Annotated in this window: 11 protein-coding genes and 1 tRNA gene; 9 read left to right on the top strand and 3 right to left on the bottom strand. The window is 39.5% G+C overall.

What is annotated here, in order from left to right; genetic code table 11:
• The first annotated feature begins 101 nt into the window (after positions 1–101).
• From KYH19_RS19695 to KYH19_RS19680, 4 genes are all read left to right on the top strand, one after another.
• Positions 102–1,793 (top strand): S41 family peptidase, encoded by a 1,692-nt coding sequence (locus tag KYH19_RS19695; protein WP_219076341.1) that lies wholly within the window; start codon positions 102–104, stop codon positions 1,791–1,793.
• Positions 1,794–1,820: 27 nt separating this feature from the next.
• Entirely contained in the window at positions 1,821–3,146 is a 1,326-nt protein-coding gene (locus KYH19_RS19690) for an alpha-L-fucosidase (protein ID WP_219076340.1), read from the top strand.
• Between the two features lie 222 nt (positions 3,147–3,368).
• The gene (locus tag KYH19_RS19685; protein WP_219076339.1) at positions 3,369–5,627 is read left to right on the top strand and encodes a GH92 family glycosyl hydrolase; all 2,259 of its coding nucleotides are present in this window, start codon (positions 3,369–3,371) and stop codon (positions 5,625–5,627) included.
• 187 nt (positions 5,628–5,814) lie between these two features.
• A complete protein-coding gene (locus KYH19_RS19680; RefSeq protein ID WP_219076338.1) occupies positions 5,815–8,424 on the top strand; it encodes a glycoside hydrolase family 2 TIM barrel-domain containing protein in 2,610 nt (869 codons plus the stop codon).
• Between the two features lie 219 nt (positions 8,425–8,643).
• Here KYH19_RS19680 and KYH19_RS19675 read toward each other — a convergent pair whose 3' ends face one another.
• The 3 genes from KYH19_RS19675 to KYH19_RS19665 form a co-directional block, all read right to left on the bottom strand.
• Positions 8,644–8,970, bottom strand: coding sequence for a 2Fe-2S iron-sulfur cluster-binding protein (locus KYH19_RS19675; protein ID WP_025141835.1), 327 nt, complete (start codon positions 8,968–8,970; stop codon positions 8,644–8,646).
• A gap of 42 nt (positions 8,971–9,012) precedes the next feature.
• Positions 9,013–10,023: an NAD(P)/FAD-dependent oxidoreductase gene (locus tag KYH19_RS19670; protein ID WP_029274634.1), complete on the bottom strand. Its 1,011-nt coding sequence runs from the start codon at positions 10,021–10,023 to the stop codon at positions 9,013–9,015.
• Positions 10,024–10,385: 362 nt separating this feature from the next.
• Positions 10,386–12,512 carry a prolyl oligopeptidase family protein gene (locus KYH19_RS19665; RefSeq protein ID WP_219076337.1) on the bottom strand — a complete coding sequence of 709 codons (2,127 nt, stop codon included), beginning with the start codon at positions 12,510–12,512 and terminating at the stop codon, positions 10,386–10,388.
• A gap of 463 nt (positions 12,513–12,975) precedes the next feature.
• Between KYH19_RS19665 and KYH19_RS19660 the strand changes: the two genes are divergently transcribed.
• The 5 genes from KYH19_RS19660 (at position 12,976) to KYH19_RS19640 (ending at position 17,960) form a co-directional block, all read left to right on the top strand.
• Positions 12,976–13,725 (top strand): UDP-2,3-diacylglucosamine diphosphatase, encoded by a 750-nt coding sequence (locus KYH19_RS19660; RefSeq protein WP_219076336.1) that lies wholly within the window; start codon positions 12,976–12,978, stop codon positions 13,723–13,725.
• 685 nt (positions 13,726–14,410) lie between these two features.
• Entirely contained in the window at positions 14,411–15,484 is a 1,074-nt protein-coding gene (prfA, locus tag KYH19_RS19655) for a peptide chain release factor 1 (protein ID WP_055904375.1), read from the top strand.
• Positions 15,485–15,587: 103 nt separating this feature from the next.
• Positions 15,588–15,661, top strand: a tRNA-Asp gene (locus tag KYH19_RS19650).
• A gap of 167 nt (positions 15,662–15,828) precedes the next feature.
• Positions 15,829–16,833, top strand: a complete 1,005-nt coding sequence (locus KYH19_RS19645) for an AraC family transcriptional regulator (protein WP_219076335.1) — start codon at positions 15,829–15,831, stop codon at positions 16,831–16,833.
• 5 nt (positions 16,834–16,838) lie between these two features.
• Positions 16,839–17,960: a helix-turn-helix domain-containing protein gene (locus KYH19_RS19640; RefSeq protein WP_219076334.1), complete on the top strand. Its 1,122-nt coding sequence runs from the start codon at positions 16,839–16,841 to the stop codon at positions 17,958–17,960.
• Positions 17,961–17,984 lie beyond the last annotated feature (24 nt).

Raw genomic sequence — 17,984 nt, 5'->3', positions numbered from 1 at the left:
TTGCTTTTTGTACATTTACGTTTGTACAGAATTACTAAATAATCTTTCAAACAGGTAATAATCTATTGTTCTGCACTATTGGAATTAAAATAAACAGGAGAATGAAGAAACTAAAATATGGTCTTTTAGCAGCAGGTTTCGGGCTGGCTGCTTTATCTTTTTCATTTAAAGAAGATTTATTTCTGGTTTCTAAAAACCTGGATATTTTTGCCTCACTCTATAAAGAAATCAATATCAACTATGTAGATGATACCAATGCCCCTCAGTTGATGAAAACAGGCATTGATGCCATGTTAGATAGTTTGGATCCGTATACTGAATATGTTCCCGAATCGGAAATTGAAGATTACAAACTAAAATATGTAAGCACGCAGTACGGAGGTATTGGTGCCAGCACTGTTTTTATCGATGGAAAACTGTTTATTAACGACGTGAGTGAAGGTTACCCGGCAAATAAAAGTGAGATTAAGGCAGGAGATCAGGTGGTAAGTATCAACGGAATTGCGGTAAAGGGCAAAGACCGCCAGGAAATTAGTCAGCTGTTGCGTGGCCCTAAAGGAACACCGGTTGATTTGTTGGTGGTTAGAGATGGAAAAGAAATTACTAAAAAACTTGTCCGTGATGAAATAAAACAGCCTAACGTTTCTTATTCTGGAATGCTTGGCGACGGAATAGGGTATATTAAACTTGATAAATTCCTGGAAAATTCTGGTCAGGAAGTTAAAGATGCCCTGCTGGCCATTCAAAAAGAAAATCCAAAAGGTGTAGTTTTAGATTTGAGAAACAACGGTGGAGGTATTTTGCAGGAAGCGGTGAAAATTGTGAACCTCTTTGTAAATAAGGATCAGCTTATTGTTACCCAAAAAGGCAAAAATATAGAGAAAACCATTGCCTATAAAACACTTTTAGCGCCAGTTTCTACATCGGTTCCGTTGGTGGTGCTTGTAAATGGAAATTCGGCTTCAGCCTCAGAAATTGTTGCTGGTTCGCTGCAGGATTTAGATCGTGCCATTGTAATCGGGCAGCGTAGTTATGGTAAGGGTTTGGTTCAGCAAACTTTCAATCTGCCTTATAACAGCCTGGTTAAAGTAACTGTTGCAAAGTATTATACGCCATCAGGCAGGTGTATTCAAAAATTAGATTATGCACATAAAAATGCGGATGGTATTGCCGAACGTTTTGCCGATTCTACCATGGTCATGTACCAGACCAAAGCAGGAAGAAATGTGTACAGCGGTAATGGTGTTTATCCCGATATTGTGGTTGATGCAGCCAAATTAAGCCCAATTACCATTTCAATGCTTAATAAAAACCTTTTCTTTAACTATGCAAATCAATACAGGAAAGAAAAGCCAAATTTAACTTCAGCCAAAACTTTCCAGTTATCTGATGCAGATTATGCTGCATTTTCTGGCAGCCTTGCCGATAAGGATTTGGCTTACCAAAGCCGTACCGAAAGATTGCTTTCCGATTTACGTGTTGAAGCCGAAAAGGAAAACAAATCCGCAGAAGTAAAAACGGATCTGGAGAACCTAAAATATAAACTCACCTCTTCTAAAAAAACGGATCTGGTTAGTCATAAAGCAGAAATTAAAAGAGTTTTAGAAACACAGATTGTGAGCCGTTATTTTTACGAAAAAGGAAGAATTGAGCAGAGTTTTCAATACGATAAAGAATTGGCTGCCGCTAAAAACCTTTTTACCAACCAATCGCAGATTCTGGCCATTTTAAAAGGAGACGGAAATTACAAGGTAATTGGAAAACCAACCAAAGCCACCGCATCAATAGACTAAACCTAAACTACCTATACTGCTTTCCTGATGAAAAAATTAACCCTAATATGCCTTGTACTATTAATCGCATTACAGTTAAAAGCACAAGATTATACACCTGCGGCCTCTAACTTAAAACAAAGAGTATGGTTTAACGATGCCCGGTTTGGCTTATTTATCCACTGGGGGCCTTTTAGCATACCAGGAAGTGGTGAGTGGGTAATGAACGAACGAAAGTTGACTGTTCACAATTACACCAACCTTAAAGATTTTTTTAACCCGGTTGAGTTTAATGCAGAACAATGGGTGAGCATGGCGAAGAATGCCGGAATGAAGTATATTACACTGATCACCAGACATCATGATGGCTTTAGTATGTGGGATACTAAATATTCTGATTTCAACATCATGAATACGCCCTATAAAAAAGATATCGTAAAAATGATGGCCGATGAGTGCCATAAGCAAGGCATAAAACTATACCTGTATTATTCACTTTTAGATTGGCGCAGGGAAGATTATCCGCATGAGACCGGACGGACAGGGCAGAACTCAGGCAGGACCGGCAAAGGCGATTATGCAAGTTATTTGCAGTTTATGAAAAACCAGTTAACCGAGTTGTTGACCAATTATGGTGAAATTGGCGGAATCTGGTTTGATGGGCATTGGGATCAAACCGAACCAGAAGGATCAAAAGACAGAACATCACGAATTGATTGGAAATACAATGAAATTTATGGCTTAATTCACAAACTTCAGCCACAATGTATGATTGGGAATAACCACCACTTAACACCCTTTGCAGGCGAAGATTTCCAGATGTTCGAACGCGATCTTCCCGGAGAGAATAAATCAGGTCTAAGTTTTCAAAAGGCATCAGATAAATTACCGCTTGAGACCTGCGAAACCATTTCAAATTCGTGGGGATATAATTTGAGCGATACCTATTACAAATCAAATAAAGAACTGGTTCATATGTTGGTTAAAGCAGCAAGTTTGGGTTCCAATCTTTTACTGAACATTGGTCCGATGCCGAGTGGTAAAATTCAGCCGGAGTTTCAAGATCGTTTAGCCGGCTTAGGCGACTGGCTTAAAATTTATGGAGAAAGCATTTACGGAACTAAAGCAGGATTTATTAAACCACAGGCCTGGGGAAGTATTACGCAAAGCGACAACAAAGTTTATATCCACCTGGTTGATGGAAAAACGAAAACGCTTGATTTAGAGAACGTTCCGGTAAAGAAAATCAAAAAAGCCTATTTGCTAAAAGATAAAAGCCCCGTAAACTATACCTTTAAAAAATCAAAATTAAGCATTACCACAACCTTAAATAATGCGGAACCCGATCAGGTAATCGCTTTGGAGATTGGGTAAGAGGACGTTTGCTTGTGTGATCGTCATTTCGAGCGATTGCAACGCAGTCGAGAACCCGAAGGCTCAGCGAAGCTAAATCTAACTAGTATAGATCTCTCCATTCCACTGCGCTTCAGTCGAGATGACGGAATTTTATATAATTCTTTCACCTTTATGAGAAAATAAACGTAAAACGTTTTACTTTTAGATTTTTAAATCTATCGTAGGAAATTATAAATACACATGCAGTTCAGGAAAACCTCGTCTATTCTACTTCTAACAGCCTCTCTCTTTACCAATAGTATCTTTGCACAACAAAAAACAAAATTAACCCAATATGTTGACCCAATAATTGGATCGGCAAAACACGGGCACGTTTTCGTTGGTGCCAATGTTCCGTTTGGTGCAGTACAACTTGGGCCGAATAATATTTTTGAAGGCTGGGATTGGTGCAGTGGCTACAATTATAGCAGTAATACCATTACTGGTTTCGCGCATACGCATTTAAGCGGAACGGGTATTGGCGATTTAGGTGATATTTCGATTATGCCTGCCACAGGTAAACTGCTTTTAGAAAAGGGCAAAACAGCCGATGATCAGCAAGGTTATCTCTCCAAATTTTCTCATCAAAATGAAGTGGCTAAAGCTGGTTATTACAGTGTATTGCTTGATAAATACCAAATTAAAGCAGAATTAACTGCAACCGAACGAGTAGGTTTTCACAAATATACTTTTAAAAAAGGTGCTGAAAATCCCCATATTATTATCGATTTAATTGAAGGCATTGGTTGGGATGCACCTGTATCTGCTTCGTTTAAGCAGTTAGATGCTACAACCCTGGTAGGTCATCGTAATTCGAAGGGCTGGGCCGACGATCAACGTTTGTATTTTGTAATCAAACTTTCGCAACCGATTAAAAGTCTTGCGCTTTACGATAGCACAGTGGTTAAAAGCGGTAAAACGTTATCTGGTAAAAAACTTAAGGCAGCAGTTAGTTTTAATGCCGTTAATAATGATAAACTTCAGATTAAAGTTGCTTTATCTCCTGTAAGTATCGAAAATGCCATTTTAAACCTGAAAACAGAATTGCCAGGCTGGGATTTTGCTTCAACCGTTAAAAGTGCCGATGCAAAATGGGGAAAAGAACTTTCTAAAGTTAAAATAGAAGCATCTAACACTACTAAAAAGGTATTTTACACGGCATTATACCATACTATGATTGCACCATCTTTATTTAATGATGTAAATAAAGATTATCTCGGTACAGATAAAAAGGTATACAAAAAAGCCGCTTTTAATAATTTAACAACTTTTTCCCTTTGGGATACCTATCGTGCAGCAAATCCGCTTTTCACTATCCTTCACCAGGATAAAGTAAACGATGTGGTAAATACGATGTTGGCCATCTATAAACAGCAGGGAAAACTTCCTGTTTGGCATTTAATGGGAAGCGAAACCAACACCATGGTAGGTTACCATGCGGTGCCGGTTATTGTTGATGCCTATTTAAAAGGATACCGGGGCTTTGATGTAAACCTGGCCTACGAAGCGATAAAACAATCGGCAATGCAAAAGACAGATGGCATAGAATATATTCAGAAGCTTAAACACATTCCAGCCGATAAAATAAACGAATCAGTAGGTAAGGCTTTAGAATATGCTATTGACGACTATTGTATTGCACAAATGGCTAAGGCATTGAACAAAACTGCAGATTACATTTATTTTAGTAAAAGATCGAAACTGTACAGTTTATATTTCGATCCAAGTGTTCAGTTTATGCGGGGTAAACTAGCCAACGGAAACTGGAGAAGCCCTTTCAATCCTTTTTCATCCAAACACCGTGAAGATGACTATGTAGAAGGCAATGCCTGGCAATATACCTGGTTGGTGCCACAAGATGTAGAAGGGTTGATCAATCTTTTTGGAGGGGATAAAGCCTTTACCAATAAACTTGATTCGCTATTTACCTTACCTTTAGATTTGGGAACCAATGGTTCGCCGGATATTAGTGGATTGATTGGTAATTATGCACAGGGAAATGAGCCTAACCACCACATCACTTATTTATATACTTATGCAGGTCGGCCATGGAAAACAGCCGATCTGATCCGTAAAATCGACAAAGATTTTTATTCCGCTAAGCCTGATGGTTTGTGCGGCAATGAAGATGTGGGGCAAATGAGCGCGTGGTATATTTTTACGGCAATGGGTTTCTATCCGGTAAATCCGGCAAACGGAGCTTATGTTTTCGGAACACCTTTGGTTAATGATGCGGTTATTTCGTTGCCTGGGAATAAGAAATTCAATATAAAGGTTATAGGTAATAGCGCAGAGAACAAATACATTCAGAAAATTGTACTGAATGGGAAGCCCTACAGTAAATCGTATATTCTTCATAAAGCTATTGTTGCTGGTGGAAAGATGGAGATTTATATGGGCAATACACCATCGGCAACCTGGGGCGTAAAACCTGAAGACAGGCCGATATCCGGAAAATAATTCCAGATAAAGAGTGAGGTCATATTCTAAGTCTGGTTATCTGGAATTGTCACGTTGAGCATGTCGAAACGCCCTGTAAGGCTTTTTGGAAGGTCCTTCGACAGGCTCAGGATGACAGTTAATATTTATAATACATCCTCATTAAAAATTAACCATAAATAAGTATCAACTAAAATATCTTAAATAAATGAAGAAAATATTTCTACTTCTTTTGTGCTGTTCAGCCTTCATTGTAAATGCACAGCAGCGATACGAGCTAAACTCGGGCTGGGTTTGTACAAATATCAAAGATGTGCAAGCTGCTAATGGTTCAGAAATTTCTAAACCTGGTTTTTCGCTTAATAGCTGGATGCCCGCAACAATTCCTGGAACGGTTTTAACCACCTTGCTGAACAATAAAAAAGTTCCCGATCCATTTTATGGGATGAATAACGAAAAGATTCCTGATGTATATAAAACTGGTAATGATTATTACACCTATTGGTTTGTAAAAGATTTTGAAGAACGTGCTACAGGTAACGAACAGGTTTGGCTACAGTTTAGGGGAATAAATTATAAAGCCGAAATTTATTTAAACGGGAAAAAAGTTAATCCGAAAACCCAGGTGGGTATGCACCTTAGGGCACAGTATAACATCACCAAACTGTTATCTACTAATGGAAAAAACAGATTGGCTGTAATTGTTTATCCGCCAGATTTTCCAGGTAATCCTAATGGAGGTCAGGGTGGCGATGGAACAATTGCTAAAGGTTTAACTACTCAATATACTGCCGGTTGGGACTGGATACAGCCTACGCGCGACCGTAACACAGGTATTTGGGATAAAGTGACCATTGAGAAAACAAAAAGCATCAATATCCAGAACCCGCAGGTAATTACTTTGGTTCCGGGCAAACGTTTACCCGAAGGGAAACAAAATCCGGCAACCGTTAAAGTTTCAGTTGAAGTAGAAAACCCAACAGGCCAGGCGGTTTCGGGTACTTTGCAATATCAGATTGCCGGAAAGTTGATCAAACAATCTGCTACCATTGCAGCCAATAAAACCACCACCGTTAAACTTCCTGATTTACAGCTCGAAAACCCTAAATTGTGGTGGCCAAGCGGATATGGAGCACAAAACCTATATGATGTAAAAATCGAATTTGTAGCGGCCAACCAGGTATTAGATCAGGAGCAGCTTAAAGTTGGAGTGCGTCAGATTGATAACATCTGGAACGAGCATACTAAAAGTATGGGCGCTTTTGTAAACGGACAAAAGATTTTTATTAAAGGAGGTAACTGGATCATTTCTGATGCCATGCTGCGTTTTAGCGACGCCCGTTACGATGCAGAAATACGTTACCATAAAGACATGAACCTCAATCTCATCAGGATCTGGGGTGGAGCAATTTTGGAAAGGCCTGAATTTTACAATGCCTGCGATAAATATGGTTTGCTGGTTTTTCAGGATTTCTGGTTTAGTGGCGATTGTAATGGCCGTTGGGTAGACCCGATGAAAAAGGAAGACCAATGGACACGCAGAAATTATCCTGATGACCATAACCTCACTTTAACCGCTATAGAAGATCAGATCAAAATGATCAGAAACCATGCTTCACTTGCTTTTTGGTGCGGAGGGAACGAAATTACCCCACCCGAAGATATTTTGGAACCCCTAAAAAATGACATCCTACCACGTTTGGATGGTACGAGAAAACTTTTCGATTTTTCTAACAGCGACGAAATGTCTTTCAATTCAATCGGTGGTAATGGTGATGGTCCGTACGGGATACAGGATATTAAAACTTTTTGGGGTACAAAGACTTTTCCTTACAATTCGGAAGTTGGATCGGTAGGAGTCGGCGATTACGCTTCACTACTCCGTTTTATTCCGAAAGAAAACCTGGTTGCACCACAGTACAAAGCCAAGCCCGATTCGGTATGGGATTACCATAAATACATTTCTTACGAGCAATACCTGAATCCTTATGGCAAACCAAAAAGTGCGGAAGATTTTGCAATGAAAGCTCAACTAGCCAATTACGACCAGTATAGGGCATTAATGGAAGGTTTTTCGAACAAAATGTGGGATTGGTACACGGGTTCCATCATCTGGAAAACTCAAAACCCCTGGACAGCCATGCGCGGACAGATGTACGATTATTATCTTGATCCTAACGCCTGTTTATATGGTTTAAGGAAAGGAAGTGAGCCGCTGCACGTGATGATGAATCCTTTGGATAGTATGGTTACTATTGTAAACAACGGATTTACCACTAAAAACAACCTGATGGTACAGGCTAAAGCTTACGATATGGATGGCAAAGATTATTTCTACTCTCAGGCCTTCAACTCGGTTGGTCCATCTTCAGTTAGAAGACTTTTTCCTATGAACGAGTTTTTAACCAAGCTGGATAAAAAGGAAGGTGTTTTTATTTCGTTAAGGATTTTAGATCAGAAGCAAAATATTTTAAGTGAAAACCTTTATTGGCTTGCCGGAAAAGACGGCGAATATTCGGGCCTGAAAAACATCAAAAAGACGCAATTAAAAGTTGCAGCTGTTGATCAGAAAAACGGAAAAGTGGCCGTAACCTTAAGTAACGCAGCTGGAAATCCCGTCGCGTTTTTTAACCGTGTTGCTTTAATAAATGGCAATACTGGTGAACGCGTATTACCTGCTTTTTATGATGATAACTACATTAGTATTTTACCAGGAGAAAGTAAAACGGTAACGGTAGAATATACTGGTAAACAAAGTAATTTAGCTGTAGAAGTGTATGGCTGGAATGTTGATAAGCAGAAAGTAACTATTCAATAAGTTACCATTTAGACCTCGCAGGTTTTAAAAACCTGCGAGGTCTGTAACAGGAAAATACTCCGTTATGCAGGATTTGTAATCCCGTCTTTAGAACTTTGGATTTTTAATCCGGCTGAGAGACTCAAAGTCGAGATTGCAAATCCCGACTAACGAAAAGATCTAAACAAACAAGGCGACACTTTACGTATCGCCTTGTTTGTTTTAATATGTTTTACAGTCTTAGCTTACACCGTGTAATTTCACTTTTAATCCGTCCATATTGTTGTTTAACTGCAATTGGCAGGCTAAACGTGAGTTTGGTAACAGGTCAGGCAGAGTATCTAACATGGCATACTCATCGTCTGTCATTTCGTTAAGTTTTTCTTCGCCTTCCAATACATCAACACAGCAGGTAGCACATAGTGCCATTCCACCGCATGTTGCTAAAATATCGTACTCTGATGCCTTTAAAAACTCCATCAGGCTTAAACCCATGTCAGTTGGTGCAACGTGTTCAGTAACCGAGCCATCCGGCTCTTGCATGTATATATTAATATTGTTTTCCATTTTTCAGCTTACTTATATTGATTCACAAATATAGTAGAAAGCTTAAAATTCTGAAACTCCGTTTACGGTTGTATATTTCATGGTATATTTCACACCTGGGTTCATGTAAGAATAAGCGCTGTGGCTCATTAATGCAGCCTCGTGGAAACCACAAAGAATCAATTTTAGTTTATTGGTGTAAGTGTTGATATCGCCAATAGCGTAAATTCCAGGAATGTTTGTCGAATAATCATCAACGTTAACCTCAATTGCACTTTTGTTAATATTTAAATTCCAGTCTTCAATCGGGCCTAATTTAGGACTCAAACCAAACAAAGGAATTAAATGATCAGCCTCTACCACTGTTTTTTCCATGGTACGGTTCTGCACAATTTCAACTTGCTCTAACTTATCAGTTCCTTGTACTGCTTGCAGATTGCTGTTTAAAATTAAATTGATTTTTCCGCTTTCTGCTAAAGCCATTACTTTAGCAACCGAATCTGGAGCACCACGGAAACTTTCGCTTCTGTGCACTAAAGTTAATTCAGAACAAACTTCTGCCAAATAAATGGTCCAGTCTAATGCAGAGTCGCCACCACCGGCAATTACCATTTTCTGGTCGCGGTACTTCTCCGGGTCAAGGATCATATAGTTTACACCTTTACCGTTCTCAAAGTTCTCTAAATTTTCTACAGCTGGTTTACGTGGCTCAAAGCAACCTAAACCACCGGCAATTACCACAACTTTAGCTTCGATAACGGTACCCATGTTGGTTGTTAAAACGAAGTCTGCTTCGCCTCTCTTTTCTAAACCTTCAATACGCTCGCCTAAAGTAAAGGTTGGATGGAAAGGTTTCGCCTGTTCCATTAAATTATCGATAAGTTCCTGAGCCAACACAGAAGGATAACCAGGGATATCGTATATCGGTTTTTTAGGGTAAATTTCAGACAGCTGACCACCAACCTGAGGAAGGTAATCAATTAAATGACAACGCATTTTTAATAAACCGGCTTCAAAAATGGCAAATAAACCAACCGGACCAGCGCCTATTACGGCTATATCAGTAGTGATCATTAAAGAAAAATTTGACGCAAAGTTACAAAATAAAGTCTTATCAATTCTGCTATTTAGAAATATTCTAGATAATTTTGCAATCCTATTATATTCAGTATTTTATATGCTTTGAGCTAATTGAAAACAAAAGTTAAAGGTTTTTAGTGGTTTAAAGCAAATTATAATTGGTCTATGGGTTTAGTGGGGAAAATATAATAATGACATATTAGAAGCATAATTTTCCGTGATGAGTAATACAAGATATCGTCATTTCGAGCGGAGTGCAACGCAGTCGAGAAATCTGTCTGGATAGACCTCTCCATTTCGCTATGCTCCAGTCGAGATGACGACATTCTATGGAGTTCAGAATGACAAAAAATACGCTACCAACTCATTCCTAAATTCTGGAATACAAAGCTCCATACATCAGCCGCCTCTTCAATCATTTTCGTTGTCGGCTTGCCTGCTCCATGACCCGCTTTAGTTTCTATTCGGATTAAAACCGGGTTTTCACCTTTGTATTTATCCTGTAAGGTTGCCGCAAATTTAAATGAATGTGCCGGTACCACCCTGTCATCGTGATCCGCTGTGGTAATTAATGTGGCCGGATAATTCACCCCGCTTTTTATGTTATGGAGCGGTGAATATTTAATCAGGTAATCAAAATCCTCTTTTTTATCGCTGGTTCCGTATTCAACAGCCCAGCCCCAGCCTACAGTGAACTTATGGTAGCGCAACATGTCGAGCACGCCAACGGCTGGTAAAGCTACCTTGAAAAGATCAGGTCGTTGAGTCATACAAGCTCCAACTAGTAAACCGCCGTTTGAGCCGCCCGAAATGGCAATTTTAGATGGGTTGGTATATTTTTCCTTAACCAGGTATTCAGCTGCGGCAATAAAATCGTCGAAAACGTTTTGTTTTTTTGCTAACATGCCGCCTTTGTGCCAGGCTTCGCCATATTCGCTCCCGCCCCGTAAACTCGGTTGAACGTAAATGCCACCACGCTCTAAAAATAACATCCTTGACAGGCTGAACCCCGGCGTTAAACTAATCTGGAAACCGCCGTATGCATAAAGATAAACCGGGTTATTGCCATCCAGTTTGATGCCTTTTTTGTGTACAATGAACATGGGTACTTTAGTGCCATCCTTTGATGGATAAAATACTTGTTTGGTTTCAAAATCGTCTGTATTGAACTTTAATTCTGACTTTTTATATAAAATCGATTCAGCTTTGCCCACATCGTAACGGTAGATGGTGCCGGGAATGGTGAAATTGGAAAAGGTGTAAAAAAATTCTTTATCTTCTTTGTAGCCTCCAAAGCCTCCAACAGTTCCAATTGCTGGTAGTTTTACTTCGCCAATTTTCTTTCCTGTTAAATCAAACTGAATAATATTGGTGCTTGCATCTTTTAAGTAAGAAGCCCAAAGAAATCCTCCGCCAGTTCCAATACCTTCTAAAGCCAATTTCGATTCAGGAATAATCTTCTGCCAGTTTTTAGGATCTGAATTTTTAGGATCAACCAAAACCACTTGTTTGTTCTCCGCACCAAGGTCGGTGTTTACCAGTAGTTTATCACCAATATTATCAACAACACTGTGGTTGTTTTCGAAGCCCTTAACCAGTAGGGCAATTTTGCTTCCGGGTGCTTTTAAGTCCTGGTAATATAGTGCATTGCCTGAAGTGCCGGCACTGGCATAAACCACCAGAAAACGTTCATCTTCGGTAACATTGGCTCCGAAATATAGATTTGGATTGGTTTTATCTTCAAAAATTAACTGATCATTTTGTTGCTGATCGCCCAATTTATGGAAATACACTTTTTGGTATTTATTGGCTGCAGAAAGATCGGTTCCTTTAGCAGGTTCGTCAAATTTACTGTAGTAAAAACCATCGCCTTTCCAGGCTGCGCCAGAAAATTTTGTCCATTTTAGCTCATCGGCTAATTTGGTTTTGCTGGCTATTTCTATTATGTAAATATTGCTCCAGTCTGATCCAGCTTGCGCAACCGAATAGGCCAGGTATTTTTTATCGTGAGAGAAGCCCAAAAGCGAAACGGCTGCTGTTCCATCTTTTGTGAGTGTATTTGGATCAAGAAAAACTTCTTCTTTGCCATCTAATCCTTTTTTAATAAACCAGATACTTTGGTTTTGAAGGCCATCATTTTTTGTGAAAAAATAATATTCGCCAACCTTAAATGGAGCTGATTCTTTCGGGTAGTTCCAGATTTCAGTTAAGCGTTTTTTAATGTCCGCACGATAGGGGATTTGCTCGAGATAGTTTTGGGTAACCTTATTTTCGGCTATAACCCAGGCTTTTGTCTCTATAGAGGTATCATTCTCCAGCCATCTGTAAGGGTCGGCAATAGTGGTGCCGAAATAATTATCTTTTGTGCTATCTTTCTTTGTTTCAGGGTATTTCATTAATGTTATTTTTTCTGCAGGTTTTTTGCCTTGGTTACATGCAAGCAGACTTAGTGCAAGTAAGCTTAATAGAATTTGTTTTTTCATAGTGAAACAGATTTATTTACTAATATATGTTTTTACCTTCGGCTTGATTACACTGATTAAGGTATTTTAAATTTTAGTCTTTATACTGGTTTTTCAGCCTTTACCTTCGGGTTTTTACCATTGAGAAATTAAGGGTATTAAGTTTTTTGCCACGGAAACACAGATTTACACGGAGTTTAGCTCGTTATTTTATTCTTTCGCCTTAGTCTTTCAGCTTTTTTACCTTCGGGTTGATTGCACAGATTAAGATATTTTAAGTTTTAGTCTTTGTACTGGTTTTTCAGCCTTTACCTTAGGGTTTTTACCATTGAGAAATTAAGGGCATTAAGTTTTTTGCCACGGAAACACAGATTTACACTGAGTTTGGCTCATTATTTTATTCTTTGGCCTTTAAGCTTTAGTCTTTGTGTGGTCTTCCCCTCTTTAGTCTTTTTAAGCTTTTTGCCTTACCTTTGAAAAATCCATGGCAAAAAATATTTATTTCGCTTCCGATTTTCATTTAGGTACGCCCAATTATGCCGAAAGCCGTGTCCGTGAAGCGCGCATTGTAAGTTGGTTAGATTTTATAGAACCAAATTGTGGCGAATTGTTTTTGATGGGCGATATTTTCGACTTCTGGTTCGAGTATTCGAAAGTAATTCCTAAAGGCTTTATTCGCCTGCAGGGTAAATTGGCAACTATGGCTGATGCCGGGATAAAAATCTATTTTTTTAAAGGCAACCATGATATGTGGGTGCGCGATTATTTCATTCAGGAAATCGGGATGGAAATTGTAAGTGATGAATTGATCATCGAAAGAGGAGGTAAGAAATTTTATCTACACCATGGCGACGGTTTAGGGCCTGGAGACAACAAATATAAATTCTTAAGGAAAATTTTTAGAAGCAAACTTTGTCAATGGTTGTTTGCCCGTTTGCATCCAAACCTGGGCATCGGCATTGCAAATGGATGGAGCCAGGGCAGTAGGGCTGCACAAACCGAAAAAGAAGTTTTTTTAGGCGAGGATAAAGAATGGCTGGCCATTTATGCCAAAGAACATCTGCAGAAAGCGCATTTCGATTACTTTATTTTCGGACATAGACACCTGCCGCTTGATATTGATTTGGGTAAGGGAAGCCGCTATGTAAATATTGGCGAATGGCTTAATTATAATTCTTATGGGGTTTTTGATGGTGTTGATTTAAAATTGGAATATTACAAGCCAGAGGCTTAATTTTTGAGCCGTTTAGCTATTTGGGTTGCACATCGCCTAGCTGTGCCGCCCTCTGTTCCTAAACCCGATAAAACGGGAAGCCCACAGCGCAGCGAGGACTTGAAGTGATAGCGGGGCTACTGGCCGCCATAAGTGAGGAACTGCCCATTTCCAAAACCTTTAAATAGCACTTTTCTCAGCCTAAAACTATTATTCCAACTATATAGTCTGTTTTTTTGGAAAGCAGTGTATGTAACTTTTCTTAATGTTCGTCGGGCTTTCCGTTATAGTCCCGATTTTGAAGGAAAATCGGGAGCTGCCACTACAATCCCGTTTAGTTACGCAGGTTCATGCTACTATTGAGGGTCGCATTGGGCCTAACTGCACCCTCCCTGTGTTCCTAAACCCGATAAAACGGAAAGCCCACAGCGCAGCGAGGACTTGGAGTGATAGCGGGGCTACCGGCTGCCATAGGAGAGGAACTGCTCATTTCCAAAACCTTAAATCAACTTTTTAGAATTTTTGACTAACGGACAACATATTGTTTTATTTTATCTCGCATTACGTCCAAGCGATTAACCAGTTCAAAAAGTTAACCAATTAACCTATAATCCTAAACAAACTAATTCAGCTTTTTTCCTTATTTTTGCATTTCCTGAATTTTTGGGCCTATACCCGCCGTCAGGAAATTTCAACAAGAATAAATATGTTAGATAAATTAGAAGCTATAAAGCTGCGTTGGGAAGATGTGGAAGAATCGTTGAGCAATCCGGATGTCATTCAGGATATGAAACGTTTTGCGGCTTTAAATAAAGAATATAAAGATTTAGGCAAGATTGTAGATGAATATAAAATCTACAAAAATGTAATGAGTAATATTGATGCCAACAAAGAAATTTTAGCTACAGAGAAAGATGCTGAAATGCGCGAAATGGCAAAAGAAGAACTCGATCTTTTGTTAAAACAGCAGGAAGAAATGGAAAGCAATATCCGCTTGATGTTGATTCCTAAAGACCCTGAAGATGCTAAAAATGCAGTTTTTGAGATTCGCGGAGGTACTGGTGGCGATGAAGCGGCTTTATTTGCGGGCGATTTATACCGCATGTATACCCGTTATTTCGAAACTAAGGGTTGGAAAGTGGAGACTGTTGATGTAACTGAAGGTACAGCGGGCGGTTATAAAGAGGTAATTCTGAAAGTGAATGGCGATGATGTTTATGGTCAGTTAAAGTACGAAAGTGGTGTACACCGCGTACAACGCGTGCCAGATACGGAAACGCAGGGCCGTGTGCATACCTCAGCGGCTTCAGTAGCAGTTTTACCGGAAGCAGAAGAAATTGATCTGTATATTAACCCTGCTGATATTGAGTTGCAAACTTCGCGCTCGGGCGGTGCCGGTGGACAGAACGTAAATAAGGTAGAAACCAAGGTGCAGTTAACACATAAACCGTCGGGTATTGTAGTGGTATGTCAACAAGAACGTTCTCAGTTGGGTAACCGTGTAATTGCGATGGAGATGTTGCGTAGTAAACTTTACGATATCGAATTGCAGAAAAAGAATGGTGATATTGCTGCTAAACGTAAAACAATGGTGTCAACCGGAGATCGTTCGGCTAAGATCAGAACTTATAACTATCCACAAGGACGTGTTACCGAACACCGTATCGGATTAACGATGTATAACCTGCCAAGTATTATGGATGGGGATATCCAGGAGATTATTGACGCACTCCAGTTCGCAGAAAATGCAGAGAAGATGCAGGAAGGTGCTGTAGGTTAAGGAGTTAAATATTTTTGAAAAAAAAGTTTGCGAATTAAAATATAGTCTCTATATTTGCAACCTCGAAAGAGACAAGAGGTTCGAACTTTAAAGAAGAACAAAAGGAGTGGTAGTTCAGCTGGTTAGAATGCCTGCCTGTCACGCAGGAGGTCGCGGGTTCGAGTCCCGTCCATTCCGCAACAAAAGCCTTAACTTGCAAAAGTTGAGGCTTTTTTGTTTAATGCCCCCAAGAATCCCGCTTGCTCCCTTTCCTTAATAACAAACTGAACAACCGAAATCACTAAAAATATTTTAGAAAAGGGTAACTTTGTTGATAGTCGAATATCCTTGATGATTAATAAAAAATGCTTTTAAAGCTAGCCGATACCTTCAACAAATTAATTTTGCTCTCAGCTTGCCTTGGAATTTATGTTGTCTTTTACAAATTTCAATGGATCACAAATGAAATAAAGTTTAATGAGCGTTTATGGAACCCCGCATGGATGTTGTTTGGACCACTGCTCCATCTTGCTTTACGATCTCTATCTGGGCCCCGAACGACCAGTAAAGATGGCTTACATTTAATACCGGCGGCGCTTACCACGGTTCTCTATGCATATGTATGGTTTACCACAATCTTTCATTATACATGGGCCAGTAGCTCATTTGCGCTTTACCAAAATTCCTATTTGGTGATCTCTATATCACTAATAACATACAGCTGCCTGACACTCAATAAACTGTACTCGGCAAAAAATACACTTGCTGCCGACCTGCTGGTCATGTGCGCTGCCATATATATCATCATTGCCACACTAATGATCCTGATGTATTTATGCTGGAACGTATTTAAAATTGACATGCGGATTGACTACCGTTTCTTTAGTTATTTTCTGTTATTGAGCATGAGTTTCCTGGTTTTTCGATACCTGGCGAATGCGCCAAAAGCGCTTCCAGCGAAGCTGGAAGACGCCGTAACACCTATGTATGCTAATTCGCAGTTGAGTACTGAGATGGCAGAGCGCTACAGAAAAATGATCACCGACTGCTTTGACAACACAAATATTTATCTCAAATCCGACCTGTCATTGGAGCTTCTTTCTAAAACATTAGACATCCCAAAACACCTGCTCTCTCAAATATTTACGGTGCACATGAAGCTCACATTTTATAAGTTCGTAGCTCAGTATAGAATCAGCTATGCTATTGAACAAATGAAATCCAGCAACGGCATGCTTACCATTGAATCTTTAGCTTATGAATGCGGTTTCAACTCAAAAACGTCTTTCAATAAATATTTTAAGCAAATCACTAATTTAACACCACAAGAATACCAGCGAACTTACTTAGATCCTCAGCGTACCCCTTAGCACCTATGAATGAACCGGCAATATTCCCACTGATTCCCTACCTGCTATTGTTGACAGGAACTGTTAGTGCGATAAACATCTATATCGGATTTGAATACAACAAAAAAGATTTGTTTGGAAAAGTCATCAACGCATTTTCCATATTTGTGTTTTTCCATGCATTTTATGTCTTTTATCTGGAGAATTTCTACATACACGAGCGGTGGTTGGATAGGATGATGCCTTTCATATTTGTCTACGGTCCTTTTCTTTACTTTGCGCTTCGGGCAATGAAAGGAAAGACGATTTCTACGGGTAGGGTATTGATTCATTTAACCCCATTCGCAATCTTCTTCGTTATCTTTATCCATTCGGCAATCTACGGTTGGTATAAGGATCCCCATATTTTCAAGCCAGTGATGCGAATAAGTGCATTGTGCTCGGTATGCTCTCTTTTAGGCTACACCTTTACGGGCATCTTTAGTAACGGAAGCAATGCAATCCTGCACATGAAGCGGAAACGTAATATCATATTAGTGGGCGGAATTATGATGCTGTTTGTCAGTATGTTCTTTATTGCTGTAAGCATCTCCATAGCTAAACATGGTACTGCCGCACAAAGCAGCTATGTGTTTCGAACAACTATTTATACGTTCATGCTGATTATCACAGTCCTGATTCTCGGTTATCTGAAAAATATGTTCCTTAAGATTCACCGCGCTGATGGCGAGCGACCTTTAGAGGATGCTCTTGATAAAGACGCAACCCCTTTATATGCCAAGTCGAAATTATCGGATCTCCAGCTGCAGGAATATACTTCCAGACTTAATGATCTGATGGATGCGCAAAAACCTTACCTTGATCCGTCTCTTTCCCTGGAAAATCTTGCACTCCAACTTAAAATTCCAGCCCACCACCTTACGCAAACATTCAATTTGCAGCTGCAGACCAATTTTACCAGCTTCGTTAACAAGCACCGCATAGCATATGCTTGCCATATGCTCGATAATAAATCCGGGAGCAAGCTAACTATAGAACAACTTGCTCTCGCAAGTGGCTTTAATTCAAAGATTTCGTTTAATAGAAACTTCAAATTGATAGTTGGCCTCACGCCTTCAGAGTACCTGCAAGAGGTCACATCAACATAGATCATCCATGTGGGAAGTACGCCT

The sequence above is a fragment of the Pedobacter sp. D749 genome (genome assembly GCF_019317285.1).
Classification (GTDB): domain Bacteria; phylum Bacteroidota; class Bacteroidia; order Sphingobacteriales; family Sphingobacteriaceae; genus Pedobacter.
This window is presented reverse-complemented; position numbering and strand designations above follow the sequence as displayed.